Source organism: Acetobacter oryzoeni (assembly GCF_004014775.2).
Classification (GTDB): Bacteria; Pseudomonadota; Alphaproteobacteria; order Acetobacterales; family Acetobacteraceae; genus Acetobacter; species Acetobacter oryzoeni.
Window position 1 is genome coordinate 182,545 of sequence record NZ_CP042808.1, and the last position, 24,234, is coordinate 206,778.

Annotated in this window: 14 protein-coding genes, 1 tRNA gene and 1 pseudogene; 9 read left to right on the top strand and 7 right to left on the bottom strand. The window is 48.1% G+C overall.

The annotated features are described in order from the left end of the window. The first annotated feature begins 80 nt into the window (after nucleotides 1-80). A complete protein-coding gene (locus EOV40_RS00890) occupies nucleotides 81-1,748 on the top strand; it encodes an OprO/OprP family phosphate-selective porin (RefSeq protein ID WP_128104773.1) in 1,668 nt (555 codons plus the stop codon). Nucleotides 1,749-1,774: 26 nt separating this feature from the next. After that, nucleotides 1,775-2,809 (top strand): sulfate ABC transporter substrate-binding protein, encoded by a 1,035-nt coding sequence (locus tag EOV40_RS00895; protein ID WP_128104774.1) that lies wholly within the window; start codon nucleotides 1,775-1,777, stop codon nucleotides 2,807-2,809. Nucleotides 2,810-2,834: 25 nt separating this feature from the next. Here EOV40_RS00895 and qhpR read toward each other — a convergent pair whose 3' ends face one another. Then, nucleotides 2,835-3,980, bottom strand: coding sequence for an AraC-like transcriptional regulator QhpR (gene qhpR / locus EOV40_RS00900; protein ID WP_208729228.1), 1,146 nt, complete (start codon nucleotides 3,978-3,980; stop codon nucleotides 2,835-2,837). A gap of 92 nt (nucleotides 3,981-4,072) precedes the next feature. Here qhpR and EOV40_RS00905 point away from each other — a divergent pair, with 92 nt between their 5' ends. From EOV40_RS00905 to EOV40_RS00930, 6 genes are all read left to right on the top strand, one after another. Beyond that, entirely contained in the window at nucleotides 4,073-5,461 is a 1,389-nt protein-coding gene (locus tag EOV40_RS00905; protein WP_128104776.1) for an ethanolamine ammonia-lyase subunit EutB, read from the top strand. Beyond that, nucleotides 5,458-6,243 carry an ethanolamine ammonia-lyase subunit EutC gene (eutC, locus tag EOV40_RS00910; RefSeq protein ID WP_128104777.1) on the top strand — a complete coding sequence of 262 codons (786 nt, stop codon included), beginning with the start codon at nucleotides 5,458-5,460 and terminating at the stop codon, nucleotides 6,241-6,243. The genes EOV40_RS00905 and eutC overlap by 4 nt, the downstream gene beginning before the upstream one ends. Before the next feature lie 32 nt (nucleotides 6,244-6,275). Beyond that, a complete protein-coding gene (eat, locus tag EOV40_RS00915) occupies nucleotides 6,276-7,628 on the top strand; it encodes an ethanolamine permease (RefSeq protein ID WP_128104778.1) in 1,353 nt (450 codons plus the stop codon). A gap of 497 nt (nucleotides 7,629-8,125) precedes the next feature. After that, complete coding sequence (locus tag EOV40_RS00920; RefSeq protein WP_128104779.1) at nucleotides 8,126-9,316, top strand: efflux RND transporter periplasmic adaptor subunit; 1,191 nt, start codon at nucleotides 8,126-8,128, stop codon at nucleotides 9,314-9,316. Nucleotides 9,317-9,321: 5 nt separating this feature from the next. Then, the gene (locus EOV40_RS00925; RefSeq protein WP_128104780.1) at nucleotides 9,322-12,477 is read left to right on the top strand and encodes an efflux RND transporter permease subunit; all 3,156 of its coding nucleotides are present in this window, start codon (nucleotides 9,322-9,324) and stop codon (nucleotides 12,475-12,477) included. 4 nt (nucleotides 12,478-12,481) lie between these two features. Then, the gene (locus tag EOV40_RS00930; protein ID WP_128104781.1) at nucleotides 12,482-13,966 is read left to right on the top strand and encodes an efflux transporter outer membrane subunit; all 1,485 of its coding nucleotides are present in this window, start codon (nucleotides 12,482-12,484) and stop codon (nucleotides 13,964-13,966) included. A gap of 69 nt (nucleotides 13,967-14,035) precedes the next feature. Here the strand turns inward: EOV40_RS00930 and EOV40_RS00935 are convergent, their stop codons facing one another. The 4 genes and pseudogenes from EOV40_RS00935 to EOV40_RS00955 form a co-directional block, all read right to left on the bottom strand. Next, nucleotides 14,036-14,242, bottom strand: a complete 207-nt coding sequence (locus tag EOV40_RS00935) for a cold-shock protein (protein WP_003623691.1) — start codon at nucleotides 14,240-14,242, stop codon at nucleotides 14,036-14,038. Nucleotides 14,243-14,881: 639 nt separating this feature from the next. Continuing rightward, the gene (locus tag EOV40_RS00945; RefSeq protein WP_128104782.1) at nucleotides 14,882-17,236 is read right to left on the bottom strand and encodes a TonB-dependent siderophore receptor; all 2,355 of its coding nucleotides are present in this window, start codon (nucleotides 17,234-17,236) and stop codon (nucleotides 14,882-14,884) included. Between the two features lie 302 nt (nucleotides 17,237-17,538). Further along, a pseudogene (locus EOV40_RS15515) lies at nucleotides 17,539-20,687 on the bottom strand (Hint domain-containing protein). A 5-nt stretch (nucleotides 20,688-20,692) separates the two neighbouring features. Further along, entirely contained in the window at nucleotides 20,693-21,964 is a 1,272-nt protein-coding gene (locus EOV40_RS00955) for an autotransporter strand-loop-strand O-heptosyltransferase (RefSeq protein ID WP_128104783.1), read from the bottom strand. Between the two features lie 786 nt (nucleotides 21,965-22,750). On the opposite strand from EOV40_RS00955, the gene EOV40_RS00960 reads away from it, so the two are divergent. Next, nucleotides 22,751-23,536, top strand: a complete 786-nt coding sequence (locus EOV40_RS00960) for a glycosyltransferase family 2 protein (protein WP_167506837.1) — start codon at nucleotides 22,751-22,753, stop codon at nucleotides 23,534-23,536. A gap of 310 nt (nucleotides 23,537-23,846) precedes the next feature. Here the strand turns inward: EOV40_RS00960 and EOV40_RS15495 are convergent, their stop codons facing one another. Both EOV40_RS15495 and EOV40_RS00970 read right to left on the bottom strand, forming a co-directional pair. Beyond that, nucleotides 23,847-24,002 (bottom strand): DUF6538 domain-containing protein, encoded by a 156-nt coding sequence (locus EOV40_RS15495; protein WP_341873035.1) that lies wholly within the window; start codon nucleotides 24,000-24,002, stop codon nucleotides 23,847-23,849. Nucleotides 24,003-24,091: 89 nt separating this feature from the next. Continuing rightward, nucleotides 24,092-24,178 (bottom strand) — tRNA-Leu (locus EOV40_RS00970). Nucleotides 24,179-24,234: the final 56 nt, after the last annotated feature.

The following is a 24,234-nucleotide window of genomic DNA, read 5'->3' on the forward strand; positions in this document are numbered from 1 at the left end:
CGTAAAATCGTATTCAAGTAAAACAACAAGTATTTCCCATGTGGGTTAAAAACAACCAAAGTGGTTGTTGGGGGCGCTTAATGACTGGTTCCGTTCGCTCTGGTTTTTTGCTGACAACAGCCATATCGGGTCTGTTTTTTCCGTGCGTATTACATGCAGAAACATCAGAAGCTGAAGTTGCGGCTTTGCGGCGTGAAATGGCCATGATGCGGCGTGATATGCAGGGTGAAATCCACCGCCTGCAAATGCGCGTTTCACGATATGAGCATGTTGCACAAAGTAAGGACAACAATGCCAAGGTTGCATCCCGCACTACGCACCCGCACCTTGTGGCTGCTGGGGTGGAGGAGCCTCAGCCTGTGTTTGCAGAAGAACCTTCAAATCCTGTGCATCATGGCCCCCGCACCGGGGCGGAAGGCCACCCGGCTTTGCCGGAAGGTCCTGTGGCTTCATGGGCTGAATTCAAGGCTGCTTCAGCAAAGGAAGAAACAGTCCATATTGGTGGCATTCAGGTTGGTTTTCCTAAAGGACGTCCAACCATTGCATCAGATGATAAAGCCTACGCATTTTCTATTGGCTTGCTAGCTCAGGAAGATGTGGGTGGATTTTTTGGTATGTCCCCACGCAATGGGGAAACCAAAGGTAATTTCAATTCTTTAACACAGAACGCACGTCGTCTACGGCTTTATCTTTCATGGCGGTATAAAGATTGGGTTGTGAACGTCACACCAGATTTTGGATCCAGCAGTGTTGATGGAACAGTAGGCTTGTTTGAAGCAAACCTGAATTACACAGGGTTGCGGAATACAACGCTAACAGTTGGGTACTTCCAGCCGCGTATGGAAGAGGAAAGTGCAGAACGTTCAGGCGCTTTTGAGTTTCTGGAACGTCCTACCATTGTGGATCTGGTGCGTAATCTTGCTGGTGGCGTGGCACGCTTTAGTGTTGGTGGTGAGCATTACGAAAAACGTTGGCTTGTTTCAGGTTATTTTACAGGCCAAAAGTTTGGGGACCGCTCCAAGGACACCACGATAGTTGATAGCCAGACAGGTGCGGTTATCCGTGCGGCTGGTCGTCCTTATGTTTCAAAAGACATAGATGTGCATGTAGGTGCCGGTGCAACTTCTGTATTCAAGGTTAATGAAAACAGTAGTGGTCGCCAGTTGAAATTGTCAGACAATATGGAAGTGCCGCTGGGGGAAACCAGCCTGTTAACATCAGGCGCTCTTACAGATGTTGCGCAAATCTGGGCTGCTGGGCCACAGTTGGCATTACGCTGGAAGCGTTTTTTGCTGAAAGGTGAATACTACCATATTGGCGTACAGCGTGATCATCAGGCCCAAACTGTGCATCTGCCTTCCCTTGGGTTTGATGGTTGGTATGTGGCTGCAAACTATACACTTTTGGGAACTCCCCGAGTGTATAGTGAGAAAACGGCAGCATTTACCACACCCGGTGTAACGTATGACTTTGATCCGGCCACCGGCCACTGGGGCGCGCTGGAAGTAAGTGGGCGCTGGAGTGTGACAGACTTGTACGGCACGGAAAATCAGGGTGGAGAAGGCGTTAACGGCAACCAGCAAACAGTCTGGCAGGGTGGGTTTAACTGGTATCCTAACCGGCATATCAAGGTGATGTTGGATTACGCACACTTTATTGTCACGCGTTCCAAGGGTGTATCTGGTGGCGTTAATCTGTTTGGGCGCGATGGAAATGCAGTTGTTGGCCGCGTGCAGGCGGCATTCTGAAAAACTGTTTTGAAGGTCTGATACTCATGAAAAACAAAGCCTTTTCTCTTTCTCGTCGTCGCCTGCTTGTTGGGGCTGCTGCTTTAGGGGGCGGAACCTTCTTGGGTATGCATGCTGGGCAGGCACAGGCAGCCTCTTTCAACCTTTTGAATGTTTCTTATGACCCCACGCGTGAGTTGTATGCTGATGTGGACAAAGCTTTTGCAAATGTCTGGCATCAGGCACATCCAGAAGACAGTGTCACTGTCAAAACAGCGCATGGAGGATCTGGTGCACAGGCACGTTCTGTTCTGGAAGGTGTACCCGCAGACGTGGTCACATTAGGTTTGGCCTATGATATTGATTTGCTCGCACAGAAAGGTTTGATTGCATCGGATTGGCAAACACGTCTGCCGCACAATTCTACACCATACACGAGCACAATTGTTTTTCTTGTGCGCAAGGGAAATCCGAAAAACATCAAGGATTGGCCGGATCTTGTGCGTGATGGTGTGCAGGTTATTACACCTAACCCCAAAACCTCTGGGGGTGCCCGTTGGAATTACCTGGCGGCATGGGGATGGGCATTGCACCAGAATAAAGGTTCGGAAGATGCAGCCAAAGATTATCTGAAAAACTTGTTTAAGCATGTTCCAGTTTTGGATACCGGGGCACGCGGTGCAACAAACAGTTTTGTACAACGCCACCTAGGTGATGTTTTGTTGGCATGGGAAGATGAAGCATTAATGGCTGCACGTGATATCGGGCCAGACCAGTTTGATATTGTTGTACCTTCACAAACCATTTTGGCAGAACCACCTGTTTCTTTGGTGGACAAAAATGTGAAGGCACATGGCACAGAAGCTGTTGCCAAAGCGTATCTTGAGTTTTTGTTTAGCCCAGAAGGCCAAAAAATTGGCGCCAAACATTATTTTCGCCCCGTAGATCCAGCAGTATTGGCGGAATATGGGCAGGTGTTTCCTAAGGTAGAAACCTTTGATGTTGCAAGCCTTGGTGGATGGACAAAGCTGCAAAAAGACCATTTCTCAAATGGTGGAATTTTTGACAGCCTTTATAGATAATATCTGAGACGTAGGATTTTTGATCTTAGATGCTGGATGGCGCTGGCATGTATTGCTGGCGCCATGTGCGTGGAGAAACACCACTCCATTTGCGAAAAGCTCTACTAAATGCACTGGTTTCTGAATATCCTAATAATCTGGAAATCTGGCTGATGTCATATTCTGGCTTTTCCAGTAAACCACAGGCGTGTTTATAGCGTGTGGTTTCCACGAGATCAGAATAAGATATTCCATGATCTGCAAGGCGTCTTTGCAAAGTCCAGGCCGGCATGTTCATGCGTGCAGCTAATAAGGTAAGGTGCCCACCTTCTGGTAAAATTTCTTCAAGTGCTAACAAAACCTGCTCTTTAAAAGATACGTACGGATGAGGTGTGCTGTGCCCGTTGCGGGCGAGTGAGATAAGAGATGCTTTTACAATTTCCAGCGTATGCGGTTGTGCATCCGGCATTGCGCGTTCCAAACCAATATCGCGGAAAATAAGTGCATTGGTGGGGCGGCCAAAATGAACATTTGCCTGAAAGGCATTTCGGTGTTCGTGTGCCTGTTCGGGTTGCGTATGTGCAAAATGCACTTCTTCTGGGTGCCACGCAGGCCCTAAAGCATAGCGCAGCACATTGCAGAACATGCCGAGTGTGAGTTCTGCATCTTGCCGGCGTTCTGTAATGGTTGGATCTGTAATGGCGTATTCAAGCCGCAATAGGTTACCCTGCCGTACAAGGCGCGTGTGCGTGCAGCTTTGATGATACATAAAGTGTGTTGCAAGATTATGAATGGCATCTTTTACCGTGGGGGAAAGAAGCGCCACAAACCCGATCAGCCCCAATGTTTGAGGTTGAAACTGCTGCCCAAACCATAGGCCCAGATTGCCGTGCTGGGTTTCTTTTGCTGCTTCCGTAAACAGGCGGCAATATGCGTTCAGGCTCAGCATATCTGTGGGCAGGGCCAACTTGCCCGGAGCCAACCCCGCGCGGCCCGCAATGCGGTCAATATCGCCCCCATGGCTTGTAATAAAGCCTTCTGCGCCAGAAGCGGCGGCGGCCATAACGCCAGAGGCAGAAAAGGCGGGCAGGGGAGACATTGCAATCCTTTGTCTGAAGCAGGTGTGTAATCTGCGGCCTTCTTTGTGGTGAAATGTTAAAAATATGTAGCGAGCAGTCAAGTCGCAAATCATTTCTCTATGATATCATTCCGAAATAGATATAATTTGAATGCATGCAGAAAGTGAATCACATCTCTTTCGCGCGTAGCTAAGGAGTTCCTGCAATGGTGTATCGTTGCACTCTGGGGGGTGAAACATACAGCTTCGATGATCTGAAAACGTTGCTGGCAGTAGCATCGTCCGAGCGATCTGGGGACCAGTTGGCTGGTGTTGCGGCACAGTCGGATGTGCAGCGCATTGCAGCGCGCTATGCCTTGGCTGATCTGCCGTTGCAGACCTTTTTGGATGTCGCTCTCGTTCCGTATGAGGAAGATGAAGTGACGCGCCTTATTATGGATACGCATGATAAGGCAGCCTTTGCGCCGCTAGCACATATGACAGTCGGGCAGTTTCGGGATTGGCTGCTCTCGCATGAAGCTGATACCGCAACACTGGCGGCTGTTGCTCCGGGCATTACGCCAGAAATGGCTGCGGCGGTTAGCAAGCTGATGCGTAATCAGGACTTAATGAGTGTTGCGAGCAAAATTCGTGTCATCACGGGTTTTAGAAATACCATTGGTTTGGAAGGGTGTTTGTCTTCCCGCTTGCAACCTAATCATCCTACGGATGATCTTAAAGGCATTGCTGCATCCACACTGGATGGTCTGCTGTATGGTATGGGGGATGCCGTTATTGGCATTAACCCGGCTACAGATAGTGTTGCAAATGGCATGGCCTTATTGGACATGTTGGATCATGCGCGCCAGCGTTATGATATTCCTACCCAGACCTGTGTGCTTACGCATGTGACCAATACATTGGAAATCATGAATAAGGGCGGGGCGGTAGATCTGGTTTTTCAATCTATTGCGGGTACACAAAAGGCAAATGAAGGGTTTGGTATCAATCTTTCTATTCTGGCAGAAGCGCAAGATGCTGCGGTAGGGCTTAAGCGTGGCACGGTTGGCCAGAATGTCATGTATTTTGAAACAGGTCAGGGTGCGGCACTTTCAGCTAACGCGCATCATGGTATGGATCAGCAAACAGCAGAAGCACGCGCCTATGCAGTGGCCCGTTCGTATAATCCCTTACTGGTAAACACAGTTGTTGGATTTATCGGCCCTGAATATTTGTATGATGGAAAGCAGATTATCCGTGCCGGTTTGGAAGATCATTTCTGTGCCAAGCTGTTAGGTGTGCCAATGGGGTGTGATGCCTGTTACACCAACCATGCTGAAGCCGATCAGGATGATATGGATAATTTGATGGTGCTTCTTGGCACAGCGGGCATTACCTTTCTGATAGGTGTGCCAGGTGCTGATGATGTGATGCTGAATTATCAAAGTCTTTCGTTCCATGACATTCTGACACTGCGCAATTTGTTGGGTTTAAAACCTGCTCCAGAATTTGCTGCATGGTTGGAAAAAATGGAGCTGTACGATAGCAAGTACAACCGCATGAAAGAAATTGCACCGGGGCAAACCCGACTAGGGCAGTTGGTAGGTGCAGCATGACAGATAAAAAGCTGCTTTCTACAGGTTCAGCACCATTGGAAAAGCGTGATGACTGGCAGGATTTGCGGCAGTTCACGCGGGCCAGAATTGGTTTGAATCGTTCTGGAAATGCACAATGCACAAAAGATGTTTTGGCGTTTCAGGAATCTCATTCCAAAGCACGGGATGCTGTGCATATTCCTTTGGATGTTGCGCATTTACAGGCAGAAATGGAAGATGTGCCTGTGATTTGCGTTTCTAGCCAAGCGCAAGATAGGCAAACGTATTTGCGCCGTCCAGATCTGGGGCGCAGGCTGAATGCTGCATCACTTGAGGCTTTGCCTCATGGGCAATGGGATGTGGTGTTTGTTGCTGCAGATGGACTATCTTCTATTGCAACGCAAAAGGAAGCCCTGCCGCTGTATAGGGTTATGTGCAAGCGGTTGGTTGGGTGGCGTATTGCACCTTTGGTTGTGGCAACGCAAAGCCGGGTAGCTCTGGGTGATGAAATTGCCCAGAAAATGGGTGCAAAAATTGTTGTCATGATGATTGGGGAGCGCCCCGGTCTAAGTGTAGCTGACAGTATGGGAGTGTATCTGACATACGCACCTTATGTGGGCTGTCCAGATTCTTCCAGAAACTGTCTGTCAAATATTCATTCATATGGTCTTTCAACGTCTGCTGCGGCCGATAAACTTACCTGGTTGATGCAGAAAGCCATGCGTTTGAAAGAAACAGGAATTGGTTTGAAAGATTCTTCCCCAGAGAATGGAATAATCGAAAATATACCGAAAATTTCTTGATAATTCTCTGATACAAAAGGATGTACTGAAGCATGGGCGAGGGTTCAACGCATCTCAATAAATCTCTCAGCACGTTCCATTTATGGGGTATTGCTGTTGGTCTGGTTATTTCCGGCGAGTATTTTGGCTGGAGTTATGGCTGGGGCACGGCTGGAACTTTAGGGTTTTTGGTCGCCACAGTTTTTGTGGCCGTTATGTACACAGCGTTTATCTTTAGTTTTACGGAACTTACCTGCGCCATTCCGCACGCTGGTGGGCCATTTGCCTATAGTTTTCGGGCATTAGGGCGCTGGGGTGGTTTGTTGGCTGGGCTTGCCACATTGGTGGAATTTATTTTTGCACCACCGGCTATTGCGTTGGCTATTGGTGCATATCTGAATGTGCAGTTTCCACATCTTTCTCCAAAAGTTGCGGCATTGGGGGCATATTTGGTGTTCATGACACTGAATATTGTGGGGGTACATATTGCTGCGACATTTGAACTGTTTGTGACAATTGCAGCTATTATCGAACTTCTTGTGTTTATGGGGGTCGTGGCCCCTGCGTTTTCATGGCACAACTTTCTTCAGAACGGCTGGGGTGTTGCACCGCATTTTGGCTGGGAAGCTATGGGCGGTATTTTTGCAGCCGTTCCATTTGCAATCTGGTTCTTTCTAGCTATCGAAGGCGTTGCCATGGCGGCAGAGGAGGCAAAAGATCCGCGCCGCTCTATCCCTATCGCATATATTGCGGGTGTGCTTACTCTCGTTTCATTGGCATTTGGTGTCATGCTTTTTGCTGGCGGCGTGGGGGATTGGCATACTCTTGCCAATCTGAATGACCCTTTGCCTCAGGCCATGAAGGCCGTAGTGGGCAGCAACAGCGGCTGGTTGCACATGCTGGTGTGGCTGGGGCTGTTTGGTCTGGTTGCGTCTTTGCATGGTATCATCATGGGGTATGGGCGGCAGATCTTTGCATTGGCACGCGCTGGGTTCCTGCCTACTGTATTGGGTAAACTGCATCCACGTTTCAAAACGCCTTATACGGCCACGTTGGCTGGTGGCAGCATCGGAATTGCAGCGATTTTTTCGGATGACATTATCTCTATCAATGGGCAGTCTTTAACGGCCACATTGGTAACTATGTCTGTGTTTGGTGCTTTGACCATGTATCTGCTGAGCATGGTCAGCCTGTTTCGCTTGCGTCTGAAAGAGCCCGCTTTGTCTCGCCCGTATCGGGCACCGTTGTATCCGATTTTGCCTGCAATTGCGTTGCTGGGGGCCATTATCTCACTTGTGGCAGTTATCTATTATAATCTGACAATATTTTTCATCTATGTTGGGTTTATTGCGGTTATTACATGCCTTTTCATGGCCTTTTCGCGCAAACCACAGTCAGATTTTTAATGCTGCCAAATATTATACAGTAACGTATTGTTAGATTATATTTTATTGGCCGTTTAGTGCTGTGTTATAACGTTTGGGCATATTCCAAGCGTTATAACATTTTTTGTTTTTAATTTTTATTCTCGCGTAAATGAGAATGTAAATGCATCTCAAGCCTTGCATGTACTGTCGTGCAAAGGCATATAATCACGCAAAAGTGATCATGACACGACAAGATGCAGACTGCTATGCCGGAAGTTCCTAGAGCCCGGTAGCATTGTTGCGTTTCAGGCAAGCCAGATATGAATATAGTGTTTGACAAGCCGCAGATTTATGCAAGAAACAGGACTAAAATGATCTTGTTTATGCGGCTTTGAATTGTATTCTGAATGGTTTGCATTGTTCAGGTAAAACATATGGTTTTTTGCAGGTGCAGGGTGAGTAAGATGTTATTTTAAAACAGTATCTGCAAATGTTGGAGCAACGATTATTTCAAAATTTCTTAAAAGGATTCCCATATGAAGCGGGAAGTCAGTAGTTTAACCCATGCTGCTGTTGTGGGTGTGCTCATAGGGCTGTCAGGATGCGATCAGAAGGCATCTACCCCTGAAATGCCACCGCAAAGTGTGCAGATTCAGGTTATGAAAAAGCAGCCTGTTGCGGTGCATACCACTCTTCCTGGTCGTACGGATGCTTTTGAAATTGCACAGGTTCGCCCCCAGGTTACAGGTGTTATTGAAAAACGCCTGTTCCGTGAAGGTGCGGATGTTGTTGTTGGCCAGCAGTTGTACCAAATTGATCCTTCACGTTATAAGGCGGTGTATGACACAGCTCGTGGGCAACTGGCAGAAGCCCAGGCAGCCGAAGTTACAGCGCGCGCCAAACTGAATCGCTATCGCGGGCTTGTGCAGTCTCATGCCATTAGCCAGCAGGATTACGATGATGCCGTGGCAGCGGAAAAGGAAGCGCAAGGGCGCATTCTGAACGCACAGGGGCAGGTAGAAAGTGCACAGGTAAATCTGGGCTATACAAAGATGTATGCGCCCATTTCTGGCCGGATCAGCCGTACGCTGATAACCGTTGGTGCGCTGGTAACAGCAAACCAGACAGACAATACGGCCATTATCACGCGGCTGGACCCTATATATGTTGACGTCAATTTGCCTGCCATCACGTTGCTGCGTCTTAAGCGTGAACTGGCAGAAGGACGTATTCAACGGCAGGAAGATGGTAAAGTTCCGGTAAGGGTCACGCTGGAAGATGGCTCTGTCTATGAACACACAGGCCAGATGGCGCTTTCTGAAGTGAATGTGGATACGGCTACGGCCACTGTTATTGTACGTGCCATTATGCCCAACCCAGATAAGCTGTTGCTGCCCGGTATGTACGTGCATGCCCAATTGGATGAGGGGATAGACCCTGCAGCCCTTATGGTGCCGCAGGATGCCGTAATACGGAATACACATGGTGATCCTCAAGTATGGGTTGTTAAACCCGATAACACGGTGGATCTGCGCCAGATCACGACAGGGCAAACCGTTGGTACCAATTGGATTGTGACATCTGGGCTGAAGGAAGGCGAACGCATTGTTGTGGAAGGGCTACAAAAAGTAATGCCCGGAGCCAAGGTTGATCCGCACGAAGAAGCCCCACAACCAGCAGCCAATGCCGCCAGCCCCGTAGATCAGAACTCTCAAAAGAGCCAGTAACCAGCATGAGCCTTTCACGCTTCTTTATTGATCGGCCAATTTTTGCGTGGGTGATCAGTCTTATTATTATGCTGGTTGGGGGGCTGTCTATTTTTCGGCTGCCTATTTCCCAGTACCCCAGCATTGCGCCGCCGCAAATTGCAATCAGTGTAACGTATCCGGGTGCTTCGGCTGATACGGTGAACGATACCGTTGTGCGCCCGATCTTGCAGCAGATGTTTGGGCTGGATCATCTGGAATATATTTCGGCTCAGTCCTACGCGTCTGGTCAGATGGAAATTGATCTGACCTTTGCGCAGGGAACAGATCCGGACATTGCGCAGGTGCAGGTGCAAAACAAGCTCCAGCTTGCGCAGCCCAAACTGCCAACGGAAGTTACTGCTCAGGGTTTGAGCATTACCAAAGCTGTTAAGAACTTCATGCTCGTGGTGGCCTTTATCTCCACCGATGGCAGCATGAACGGTGGCGATATTGCAGATTACGTGGCGTCCAATATTTCAGACCCGCTCAGCCGTGTTTCCGGCGTGGGTGACCATACGCTGTTTGGTTCTGAATACTCCATGCGTATCTGGATGGATCCGGCCAAGCTGTTTAACTATGGCCTGACAGTAAGAGATGTTGAAACAGCCATTCAAACCCAGAACATCCAGCTTTCATCTGGTGAACTTGGCGGTTTGCCGGCAACCAAGGGTATCCGGCTGGATGCCACCATTATTGGTCCGCAGCGTCTGACATCACCGGAAGAGTTTGAAAGAATTCTGCTGAAAGTGCAGCCTGATGGCTCGCAGGTGCGTATCCGCGATATTGCCAAGGTTGAGCTGGGCCCACAGACGTACAATACCAATTCCTATTATAATAATATGCCGGCTTCGGGCATGGCGCTTAAACTCGCGCCGGGCGCAAACCAGATTGCAACAGAAGCCGCAGTGCGTGCCCAGTTGCATGAGCTGGAACAGTTTTTTCCACCGGGTTTGAAAACTGTTTATCCGCTGGATACCGAACCGTTTATTACCCTTTCTATTGAGGAAGTGGTTGAAACACTGCTTGAAGCCATTGGTCTGGTCTTTTTGGTCATGCTGGTGTTTTTGCAGAACTTCCGCGCCACGCTTATTCCCACCATTGCGGTGCCCGTTGTGTTGCTGGGTACGTTCGGTTTGCTGAATGTGCTGGGCTATTCCATCAATACACTTACCATGCTGGCCATGGTGCTGGCTGTTGGTTTGCTGGTGGATGATGCCATTGTGGTGGTGGAAAATGTTGAGCGTGTGATGACGGAAAAGCAGCTTTCCCCGCGTGAGGCTGCCCGTGTTTCCATGGATGAAATTTCGGGCGCGCTTGTGGGCATTGTGCTGGTTCTGTCTGCCGTGTTCCTGCCTATGGCTGCGTTTTCTGGGTCTGTTGGGGTTATTTACCGGCAGTTCTCCATTACTATTGTTTCGGCCATGTGGCTTTCCGTGCTGGTGGCTATGGTTCTTACACCAGCGCTGTGCGCCACTATGCTCAAGCCGGGGCAGCATGAAAAAACCAAAGGTTTGGCAGGGTGGTTTAACCGTAACTTTGCAAGGTTAACCAATGGGTATCTGGGTGGTGTAAACTATCTTTTGCGGCACTTTATGCTGGCAATGGGGGCTTTTGTTCTCATTACAGCCGTAGTGGTGGTTTTGTTCCTACGGGTGCCCGGTGGCTTTTTGCCGGATGAAGATCAAGGGCTGATTTTTGGGCAGATCACTATGCCGCCCAATGCCCCTATGGAAAAAACAGCCGAGATTAACCACGCTGTTGCAGATTATATTCTGAAGACGGAAGCTGATTCTGTTGAATCCGTTTATTCTGTAAACGGGTTTAACTTTGCCGGGCAGGGCCAGAACTCTGGTGCGTTCTTTATCCGTTTGAAAGATTGGTCTGTCCGTCCCAAGGCATCGCAATCTTCTGCTGCAATTGCCATGCGGATTATGATGCATTTCTGGGGGAGCCCCAAAGCGCAGATTCTGGCCTTTAACCCGCCAGCCGTTCTGGAGTTGGGTAACGCAACGGGCTTTGACCTTGAGTTGGAAGATCGTGCGCATTTGGGCCATCAAAAACTTCTAGAAGCCCGCAACATGGTGTTGGGTATGGCGGCGCAAGACCCTAGCCTGCTGGCAGTACGCCCCAATGGCATGGAAGATGCTGGCCAGTATCATCTGGATATTGACCGGGAAAAAGCAAATGCCCTTGGTGTGACAATTGATGATATCAATACCACTATTGAAGGGGCGTTGGGCTCTATTTACGTGAACCAGTTTACGCGGAATGACCGTGTGAAACAGGTATACATCCAAGGTGTTGCCAGCTCTCGCATGCAGCCGCAGGATCTGGATAAATGGTATATACGTAACTTTACGAACACATTGGTGCCGCTGAATGCCTTTGTAAGCGCTCACTGGATTTCTGGCCCGCAGAAGGTTGAAAACTATAACAGCTTCAATGCTTTTGAAATTTTGGGCCAACCCGCTGAGGGGTACAGTTCCGGGCAGGCATTGGCAACAATTACCAATATCCTGAAAAAGCTGCCCGCAGGTATTGGGTATGAATGGACTGGTCTCTCTTTCGAGCAGAATGCATCGGGGTCTTCTACTGGTCCACTTTATGCGCTGGCCATGATTGTTATTTTGTTGTGTCTGGCAGCGTTGTACGAAAGTTGGGCTATTCCGCTGGCGGTTCTGCTGGTTATTCCGTTGGGGGTTGTTGGCGCAATTATTGCCACGTTGATGCGTGGCTTGGCGAATGACGTCTATTTCCAGGTAGGGCTCCTTACAACAGTTGGGTTGGCAGTTAAGAACGCCATTCTGATTGTTGAATTTGCCAAAATGGGTTTTGAACAAGGCAAATCCTTGGAAGAATCCGTTCTCACTGCTGCACGTGAACGTTTGCGCCCGATTTTGATGACATCTATTGCCTTTGTGGTGGGCGTATTTCCACTGGCTATTGCATCTGGTGCTGGATCTGCTGCGCGTGTTGCCATTGGCACAGCCGTGGTAGGTGGTATGGCATCAGCAACGTTGCTGGCTGTCTATTTTGTGCCTGTATTCTTTGTGGTTGTTCTTCGGCTTTTCAAGGTGAAGCGCATAAGCGAACGTACAGACCCGCACGCCCAGATTATGAATTCTAACGGACACGAGTAAAACTATGACGCATCTTTCCGTATCACGTCAGTCGCGTTTGTATCGTCAGGTTGCATGTTTTGCAGTGTCTGTCGGGCTTTTGGGTGGCTGCACCATGATACCCAAATACAAGCGGCCACAGCCGCCGCTTGCACAAACATGGGCAGATTATCAGCACACAGATAATGTCATGCTGCAAAAAGCAGCATCCGATATTGGCTGGCGGGACTTCTTTATAGACCCGCGTTTGCAACAGCTGATTACCATTGCTCTGCGTGAAAACAGAGATATCAGGCAGGCTGCGGCCAGCATTGTAGAAGCCCAAGGGCGTTATGATATCCAGCATGCTGGCCTATTCCCCAGCATTGGGGCAACGGGTGGGCCAATGTATCAGGCTCCCTCTGATGCTGCGGGTTTGAGCTTTGCTCCGGGTTTGGATACCGATAAAACCAGTAATGGTATGGCGCGTGATCCGTTCCGTTTTTATCAGGGCGGTATTGGGTTTTCGGCTTACGAAATTGATATCTTTGGCCGTATTCGCTCCCTGAGCCGGGAGGCAGCGGAAGAAACACTTGCCCAGCGTGAAAACCTGCGCGGTGTTACCATCAGTATTATTGCACAGGTTGCTAATGCCTATATCGCATGGTTGGGTGACAGGCAGGCTGTTGCATTGGCACAGAATACCTTAAGCAGCCAGAAAAGCACATTGCAGCTGATTCAGGATAAATATAACCACGGAGAAGCTGATTTACTGACTGTTCGGCAGTCAGAAACGCAGGTTGCGCAAAGTGCTGGTTTGCTGGCTGATTCTCAAAGAAAAGTGGAGCAGGATGAAAACCTTATCAGCCTGCTGATAGGTGCGCCTATTCCTGCAGATTTACCTCCACCTTCTCTTTTGGGGCAGCAGACTGTTCTGGCAGATGTGCCAGCTGGTTTGCCATCGGATCTGTTAAACCGTCGGCCGGATATTGTGCAGGCTGAACATGATCTGTTGTCTGCGCAGGCGGATATTGGTGCGGCACGAGCTGCGTTTTTCCCGCGTATTACACTCACGGCGAGTGATGGTATTTCCAGCTTGCAGTTTCATAAGCTGTTTACATCTGCGGCAACCACTTGGGGGGTTAACCCGAACATCCAGATTCCCTTGTGGACATGGGGGCAGAATTCAGGAAACCTGAAAGCCTCCAAAGCGCGCCGGGATAGTAAAATTACGACGTATGAAAAAACAGTGCAGACAGCATTTCGGGAAGTTGCCGATGCGCTGGCTGGCAGAAAAGCCTATCTGGATGAGCAGAAAGAAGTGGATGCCTTGGTAAATGCTTCGGGAGATGCTTATCGTCTTGCCAAAATGCGTTATGAGGCAGGAATAGATTCCTACTTAACAACTTTGGAATCGCAGCGTTCTTATTTACAGGCACAGCAAAATCAAATTTCGGTAGATGTACTCAGATATCAAAATCTGGTCACGCTTTACCGGTCATTGGGCGGTGGCTGGAAGGAAAAAGGGTAATACAAAATTGCAAATAAAAAGCCGCCCCAAAGGGCGGCTTTTTACAGCATCATATGCAGCTTAAAGCAATTAGATTGCTTTAATGCTTACTGCAGATGTCTTGCCGTTACGGCCAGCTTCAAGCTCGTAAGAAACCTGCTGACCTTCGGTAAGGGTATGCATACCGGCGCGCTCAAGCTCAGAGATATGAACGAACGCGTCCTGTCCCCCATTGTCCGGCTGAATGAAACCAAAACCCTTTGTGGGGTTAAACCATTTTACGGTGCCTGTTGCCATAACAAGGCTCCTTTTTTACAACAGCGGTCGTGCACAAAATACACACGAAATCATAACTTTTAAGGAGAAAAACTGACGCAACATGCGCCGATGACTCAGATAAAAGCATCCGCTTGCGCTATCAATGTGCGCAAAACACAAGGAATGCAAGGATAAACTGAGGGCCACCCAAAATTAAATCATTATTTCTAGGCCAACAGGCTGTATAATAACGCTTTTATTATTTTTATTTTTGAATTTATAAAGTTAAATAAAACACCGGCATAAAATTTAATAAGGCATTATTTATGTCTCAGGATGGGGACGGGGCAGACGTATAAGTCGCAAAAGGTACAAGCAGATCGGAAGACCCAGAGGTGTGAAACACCAGCAACAGGGACAAGTATCCACGAAAGCATGAAAACAAGAGGCCCATGCGCATCAATATAGTCCCGATAAAGCCGATCACCATGCTGCATGGCGAGAACACCTAGAAAGTGCCCGGATTCATCGCTAAAAGGCAGGCCGCCAAAGCCTTCTATATTTCTGAATATGAAAAAACTGATGCAGATGGAAAATAGAACCAGCGGAGTTATCAACCTATTGGTCACGCGCATGTTGGCTCTATTTTCCGTGCGTTTGTTTATGCGGAAAAAAGTATCAGAACTCCGCAGAGAAAGTGAAGTGATAAACACGTGGCAACCCTGCATACAAGCTGGATGCAGCACCAGATGTACCACTTGGCGCGCCTGTATAAACAGAGGCCCAGTAGCGTTCATTGGTTGCGTTGCTTACCCCAAAACGCACAACCCATGGAAACTGCGCCACATGGAAGGCATAGCGCGTGCCCAGATCCAACGTGGTGTAGGATCCGGTATGGAGTGTGTTGGTAACATTTGCTGCACGGTTGCCCATGTAATGAACATTGGCATTAAAGGCCCAGCCAGATGCGAATGATCCCATGGAAGCTGGTAGGCGGTAATCCAGCAACATATTGGCCTGCAAAGGTGCCGCGCCAACAATTTCCTTATTGTTGAGAGAAGCAGATGCAGCATGCACCAGTTCTGCATCCAACCATGTCATGCCAGCAAGTACAGAAAGGTTAGGTAGGACTTCGCCAGAAATCTGGGCTTCCACACCATAGTTCCGCTGCGTGCCGCCATATTGATAGGTTTGGCAGTTGGTCATGGCAGCGCAGCCAGCGTTTGGATTCCGTGCAGCAACATACATTGCGTAAGGTGATGTCATACGGAAACCGGCAACGTTAAACTGCATTGTTTTATAACGCAGTTTATAACCCACTTCATATTCTTCGGAATGCGCAATGGGCAGCGCCATGTTGGTATTGGTGTAGCTTGCACTGTTAGGGGTAACAGGCCCAGCTTCAACAGAACGACCATAAGTGAAATAGATGGTCTGGTTATCTGTTGGTTTATACATCACGCTGGCTGTCGGGCTGAAAGCTGCTGATGTATCAAATGTTTTTCTCAGAGGTGTTTTGGAATTAAGCGCACTTTCCTGATTGATCCAGCTCCATGCAAGGGTGCCCATAACAGACCAATGTTTGTTAATGCGCATGGTGTCACCAATAATAAAAGACTGGCTGGTGACACTGCTGGATTTATAGCGCCCATGATAATAAGGCTGTGTGCCCTTGGAGGGGGAGGCGCCGTAAAGGTTATATACCCCCAGGTTCTGCGCGCTTGTTACAGCTCCTGTAGGGTTGTAATTGCCCATCATGTAGCCGTTGGTGCCAATCACCAGATCATGCTGCAAGGGGCCAGTGTGAACACGTCCGTTAAAATAGGCCATGTTACTGCCTACACGGAAATCATTCGCCGTCGTTGTAGCTGTTGCTTTGGAGCTGAACCAGCCATCGCTGCCTCTCAGACCGCCACAGGTTTTACTGCCATCGCACAGCGTATCTGCCACACCAAAGGATTGTCTGGCGGCATCCTGGTACAGCCCACCCAGCGTGAAGCTCCAATCCTTGTTGATCTGGTGCTTGATTTTGGCAAGAAACGTATTGGTTTCCATATTGTAGCCGCTCCATTCAGGAGCAAGCCGCTTGCTAAGATCCGGCGCTTCAGGAAGCTTATCTCCGCCTACACCAGTTGCAAGAATGCCAAACCCGGGCGCAGTGCCGCGCTGGTCAAAAGTGTAGTGGCTGGCGTCAATTTCGATAACCGTCTTGTCATCAAGGTGGATATCAAAATCACCGCTCACCATTTCACGGCGGACCATACTGCCTTGTGTATAAGCCGTGCCATTAGCATGCAGCATGTTCAGGCGGTAACCAAACCAGCCGTTTCGGCCTAAACGTCCAGAAATATCACCATTCACAGTTGGTGTGCCGATGGAATCCACGCCAACGGAAAGGCGTTCAGTACGCCGATCTGTCGGGCGTTTAAGGGTGTATTCAAAAACACCGGCTGGGTTTTCTGGTCCATACATTGCGCCTGCCAAGCCGTTAAGAACCTGCAGGTTATCTACCCATTCTGCCGCATAAGGTGTGGTGGCAACAACGTTTAGACCATCAAGGCGAGAGTTGGAGATAACATCAGCTTCAAACCCACGGGATTGAGGGCGAGATGTGTTGGGGTCCCCGCGAACTTCCAACTGCACGGATGGAAGATATTGCGCCATATCATTGAGGTTGCGGATTTGCTGGTTCACCACAACATCATGCGGAACCCCCATAACGGAATAGGGCGTATCCAGAGTATCTCGGTTACCTAATGGACCAAGATAAACAATTTTGTTCATGTATTTGGCGGCGGTGCCATCTGCTGCATGGTGGCCATGAACATTCACGGTTTCACCATTGGAGCCATCCAGTATCCCTGCAATAGGGGCCGCGGTGGCCTGTTTTTTGGGTGCTGCTGTTTTGATGGCAGTTTGTTTATTGCCTGTAGGCAGGTTTGTAGAAGCAGGCGTTGCAGCCAGTGCCGAGGTTGTCAACAAAAGGGCGCCAAACGTTCCGGCGGCGCAAAAAGTATGGAAACGATCGTGCATAGATCTGGCAGGTCCGGGGTTAAAGTAAAATTAAAGGGGTGAGCCTCTTTTGCCGGGCCTGATATCAGTTTGTCTATATATATTGGTACATAAATCTGTATATGCATAAATATGGATGGAGAGTGATGCCAAAATAATACAGTTATGCGGAAGAGGTTGCAGCGCGCTAAGAGATGCAGCCTTTTTATTTAAGGTTTTGCTTTTGCAGCCTGCTTTAGAGGTGATGGGCGGCAATGCCGCAATAAAAAACAGGCTCCACATACAAAGTAGAGCCTGTTTGAAATAATTATTACGCCAGTTTATCAGGCAGAACGTTTGGTATCCACGTTTTGATGATTGATCAAAAAGGGACCTGCTGCACGAAGAGTGATAGACAGGGTGCCAATATTGCCGGGAGAGAGATAGCCCTCCAAAGGGAGTTCAGCGTTACCATTGGTCCATGCACAATCAGTCCAATCGGTATCATGCCAACCATCTGGCTTTTGGGCCTGAAGGTGAGCCGTGATTTTATGTTGTTGTTGTGCCGACAGCAGAAGCACATCGCTCACAGCAACACCCATCAGACGACGGTCATCTACAAATGGCCCAATGACGTCTGCTGGACGGTTGGCACGCGAAACAATGCGTACGGAATGTGTATTGACTGGCAGCATGAAGTTGTAGCGCTGCCCATCCTGCCGGATAGGGCGGAGCATGGTTCCGTTGTCTGTTATGAGATGCAGATAAGGATTATCTGTGCGTTCAGAAGATGTTATGGGCGTTTCGGAAAAATTATTGCGTGCTGCTAGTTTGTGGAACAAGGGTTCAACAAAAGCACGCTCCACGCATAAAGGTGCTGCGGCATCTTTTTCCCAATCGCGACGAGCACTACCAAAACGGATCACTGTTCCTTCCTGATGGAACACACGACGGTTGCCCGTATCCAGATAACTTTCTGTCAACATGCCATCAGCAGTTATGACAGAGTGCTGCGCAGTTTCCACGTGGTAGTAATCGTAAGAAGTGATGGATTTATCGTAAAAAATGGAAACTCCATTTACCAGCATACGCACGGGTACAAATTTACCATCAAAGAACAAGCAGTGTTCGGCAGTAATCAGCATATCCTTATAAGGTACGCCATCTGCAATGGCATTTTTGCACACACGTACAGGATACCCAGCTTCATCATCAGGTAGATGAGAGCGAACGCAGCATTGAGCTTTTCCTACCCATACCACTGGGCGTGTGATTTTCTGTTGGGTGTTGCTGTCATAGGCAATAACTTCATCACCAGTCAGAAGATTTTCGACAGCAACATCTCCTTTAGGCGTACGGATCATACTTCCACGCAAGAAGCAGACCTCGTAAATCAGGTTGCCATCATCGCCAACAACTAGGGCATTACCGTGCTTCGATACACCATCAATAGTTAAACCTATGGAGTGGCCATTTTTCAGGTTAATCCATACTTTATTAGTATCATTGGCATCATAGGTTACGTTTTTGACATCTCCCTCTTTTATGCCGTCCAGCACAATGCCATCTGAATCTCCACCAGATGTGCCGTTAAAACCAGAAATAACAGTACTGACAATGCCGCCTTCTGCCAGCCCAGAGATAATCAGGCCGGTATTTGTATCACCATCCATAACAATGGTGCCGCCAGCATTGGAATAAATGGATACTGTGCCGCCATTCTGCAGAGTTACGGTGCCACTGAGTGTGCCGCTATTTTGAACATTGAGTGATGCACCATTTTGAATTGTTGCATCACTTAAAATGCCTTGACCATCAACGGTAATGGCCCCACATTTTCAGCAGTAGGATTGATAATTGTAGCGCCTGCATTGGCGTATTCATTACCTCCATCACTTATAATGGCATTAAGAGAGCTTCCACCCGCAGAAACAGCTTCAAAGGCATTTGTGCCGCGTATAACTGTATTGTTTGTTGTGGCACCATCATAAACAACCAAATTGCCATTTGCGTTAATTATCGTGCTTGTTAAAGTTGCATTAGAAGCAAAGCCATAACCATTGCTATTGAACGTAACGTTCTGAATTGTTCCGCCTGTGGCGCTTAAAGTACTTCCATCCTGAAAAGATGCGCTTGTAAGTGTACCACCAAAAACGTTTATCCCCCCATTTCCATCTGCAAGATTGCTTCCGCTGCCGGTAATATCCGTAGCAGAGCCACCATCAGAAAGATTTATAAAACCTCCTGTGTTGATATGCAGGGCAGAAACAGTGCCGCCAGAAACATCAAAACCGCCGCCATTATCAGCATTTATATTGGTAACACGCCCACCAAAAACGGTTATGATCCCGCTTTGTATGGAGCCATTAGCCATTGCTCCGTTATCATAAACTGTTGCATAGCCACTGATAATTTTAGTACCACTGGCAACACCACCACCCGATACAATGATATTTGCATTTGATGTTAAAATTTGAGCAGAAATACTGCTGCCGCCATTGTCTACATACTCTGTGCCGCCGCTTGAAACGATATCAGAAGTTGCAGTGCCACCAGCAGAAATATGAACATATCCCCCGCTTGCTAGCGTTGCAGAGGTTAAACTGCCACCGTTATTAACAATAATGCCGCCACTGCCATCTGTTGCGCTTACAACTGTAGCACTGCCGCCAGATAGATTGATAATACCACTTTGAACTGTTGTATCTGTAAGTGTAGCGCTGGCAAAAACATTTACGGCACCAGCAGAAAGAATTGTGTCTGATGCAGTGCCAGCGGAAAGATTCAGCGTGGCATCAGGTTCTTTCAGGGTGGCAGATATACTGGTGCCACCACTGTAAACATCCATATTGCTGTTGGCGCCAATAAAGCTTTGTTGTGCTGTGCCGCCGCCCGAAACTTGAATATTTCCGCCCGATATGGCGCTGATAACAGAAACTGTTACACCGCGTTCAATCTGAAGGGTTCCGCCACTTGTGACGGTAGCGCTCGTGACCTGGCCGCCCGAAACGTCAACGAATGTACCTGAATCCGTAATTCCAATGCTCGTTAACGTGGCGCCATCATATACACCTACCCAACCACCGTCTTTATCGGTCCAATTTGCACCACTTCCGCCTGCACTCAGGTAGGCGTGAGCCCCACTTCCTGAAAGGGTGAGATTATTGGCTGTTCCCCAAACAGTTTCCTGCCCATTTACACCAATAGTATCGTTATCGCTTATGCCGCCAGAGGAAACGAGGATATTCCCGCCGGCGGTTGCTGATGTAAAAGAAACGTCTCCAACAGTCTCAAGCGTGCCGCCAGAAATTAACGAGCTGGTGGCAGACCCATTATTGTAAACATGTATATATCCTCCCGCTTCAGCAGTCACACCATTGGCTGTGCCTCCTGAGCTTACAAAAAGGCCCACACCATTTATAACGGTTCCGCCATTTTGCTCGGTGCTGCTGCTATCGCCACCAATAGTAGTATTTTGAGAAATATCAGACATGGTTTTTATCTTTTATGAGCAAGAGGTTTTATTGTTTCAATGACCTGCTGGGCCGTAATAAGCCGCGTACATTCAAACTGGCGTGGTGTATTGGCATGCCGCGGACACCACAGGAAATCGTGATGATCAAATCGCTCTTTCGGATCATTCCAGCAGGAATTGCAGGTGTGCCAGTTAATGACACGGAAAGGCGTTTCAAATTCGGTTGTGGGATGACTAAAGCCCGCAATCATCACCACAGGGGTTCCGGTTGACCATGCCAACCAAGATAAGCCAGAGCCTAACCCGATAAAAAAGTCTGCATGTTTTAGCCAGCGCGCTCGTTCTGTTAGCGGGCGGCTGCCGGTTTGGTCTTCTGCGCCATAAGGAATGTGGTTCCAGACAATGCCAGTGCCATGTACGGTTTTTTGATCAATGCAGATCACCCGGTATCCCTGGGCTTTAAGCCATTTGATAACTTCGTCCCATCCTGTTGGATTGTTCCAGTATTTGCATTGCGATGAAGCTTGGGCCGCAATACAGACATAGGGTTCCTTAATGGGGCGTCCTTCATCTGAAAAACTGATTTTTGCTGGCTCCTCCTTGGGGTTTACGCCCAAAATATATGCTGCGGTCTTATGGAGCCCGACCAAGCGGAAGTCAGAAGGTTGCCAGTCACACGTTGCGTCATCAAAAAAGAGGCCTAGGTAATAAGTTGCGTAGGCCTGATCTGTTAGTTTTTGGGCCCGCACATCATCATGCGTCACAAAATTGATGTGAGGGTAAGCATCCTTAAATAATGGAATCAGAAGTTCGGACATGGCGCATGTCACTTGTGCTTGTCGCACCTCAGCAAAGCGTGCTGCATACGGCATCCATGCCAATGTATCTCCCAATGTTCCAACAGGAAATACGATGAGTACCTGCTTATCTTTTGAATCGTAAGCGTAGGAGAAAACCTGCGTACTGGTAGTTTTTCCGTCTTCTGCTTTAGAATCCTGCCAAATGGTGATGCCAAATCGTACATACCAACGTTTGGATGAGCGCACGAGAGCTTGGTTTAATCCTGCCTGTGCAAATAAAATATTTCCGGTATCCAAATCTGTGAGCTCAATACGCCACGTACCTTCAGCTTCTTCCAGTAAAGGGAGATGGACCCGACATCCTTCATTAAAATCAAACCGAATATTCTTTGGAGCCTGCTGTGTAGGCAATGCTGCGGCTGTGGGATATGGAGGCGCTTGCGTTGTTTGCGACTGATTAGTTGAATTACTTGTTGTGTTTGGTTGATTGTTCATATGTTTTGGCCACCAGGAGAGAGTTTTTGACTATATTTGATCTGGAAATGCAAAATATGTTTCCATTTCATTAACCATGTGTGTGCATAAGGACGGGTCTTTGCTCATTAATTTGTTAGATAATTGTTGGAGAAAATTATAACATTTAATTGTGTTTGTGCAATAGAAACATAAATATCCATAAAAAACATATAAATGTTAGGTATATAAACGGAGAATTTCCGTAATATTTTTGGGATGTTTATTTGTGTGGGGTAATCTTCTGTAAAAAACATATATAAAGCATGTTCATGTGGAAAGTGTTTTAAATTATATATGATATATTCTTGGTTATTGGAAAATTAAGCACTGTTTGATAAAATTAATTGTGAACGCTCATCTCCAGTTAAAGAGTGAGCTATGATACTGGGAGATACCTTTGCGCCTTGGCCAGCCCAATTCTCATGGTGGCCCGTATGATACCGGCGGTGCGCATAAACAGTCCCATCTGTGATTTCTGATCGGCAAAGACATGTTCAGACCAAAGAAAGGCATGAACAACAGGCGAAATCGTCCTTCGTATGGTGACTGCAGGTTCAGTGTGTGGGCAAGCTCGTGGGGCAGTTAAAAAGCTAGCGTGGTAATCTGAATGACCGGTGTAATCCGACATGGCTTGAATTGGAAATAAGCGATCATATTGAGAAAGCGAGTTTTACAGGTAAATTATAAGCATTTCTCGCTTGGAGAAATGTAATTGCTCTGAAAGTCTGAACAATAATGACACCAGTAATGCCTCGAGTAGCTGTAATGACCAAAGCTTATCAAGAGCGCACTATGCTGCCTCTTTGGGTAAGGCATTATGAAAAGTTAGTTGGTCGTGAAAATCTCCTGGTGCTCGATCATGGCAGCAGTCCTGCTATCAGCATTGGCGGTGTACGTACTGAGCGTTTACCTCGTGGCCAAGTTGATGAGTATGACTATATCGAGATATTATCAGTTTGGCAGCGCAAACTGCTTTCTGAATATGACTGGGTTATCACGACAGACACGGACGAATTTATCGTTCCTAACCCACAACTCTTTTCGAGCCTCACCGCAATGCTACGGGATACCCCGTCTGGGACGCGTCGCTGTGTAGGCTGCGAAGTAATTGATCCTGGTAATCCCACTCAGCCACTTGATTGGTCTTTACCAATTTTGCGTCAGAGACCGCTAGGTGTCTTGTCAAAATGGTCTTCTAAGCCCGCCGTTTCTTCTGTTCCAACTGACTGGATGCCAGGCCTTCATACGGCACATACACCATCGATCTTTGATCATGCTCTATGGCTATTTCATCTAAAATACGCCGATGAACAGTATCTTATGGAACGGCTAGCACTCACTCGTGCACTAGACTGGAGTGCCAGATCAGTAGCAGAAGGTTTGGGAGGATCTCATCGAGTGCCAGACATAGCCATGCGTCGTGCCATGGAGCATTATCGATCAACTATAGCGCCGGGAACTCTTGATGATGTTTTGAGCAAACAATCAGATCCCGATACGCTTACTTCTCCAATGATGGCAATTCCCGATGTTTTTCTTGATTGTCTTTAATTTTGATCAAACGCTTTGAGTGCCTCAAGCTAGAGGAGAGAATGTGCGGTGTATAATGTGATGTAGTCTTGATCAAAAAGAGGAAAGAAAGAGAATAGCTAGCTGTCCAACACAAAGCGTTTCAGAGCACCCGACAGCATAAGAGGAGCAGCTTTGGCCGGTTTGATTTGTCGTTGGGGTTTTGGCATCGGTGCTGACACCGTTTCCTGAGCAAATGAAGGTGGAATCACATTCGGCAAATCCCGCAGTCCCTCAAGCCTGCTTAAAGTGTCCGGTTCAGGCAGCACAGAATGGGCGTGCATCAACAGTTCTAGGTTCTGGTATGAAGTAAAGAAGCACGTTTGCGGGCTTCATTCTGGTAGCCGGTTTTCAGGGAAAACCATATTTTCCGCCGGTTTAAGGCTGTTCGCAGGGATGAGGGAACGATATGACCGAAGCGGTAGGTGGTACCTCGGACACATAGCATAAAATTTTTCCGCAGTGGGGAAGTTCAGTGGAGCAAAGACAGCCTTTGCCCCTCATTCAGCCGAAAAATCGTTCTATTTCAGGTGTCTGTGGTGCGAACTGCGGGACTCGAACCCGCACGCCCTTTACGGGCTGGAGATTTTAAGTCTCCTGCGTCTACCATTCCGCCAAGTTCGCGTAGATGCAATGGGTGCATCTAAAGTAGTTGGAAGCGTTTTAGCATGGTCGGCAAG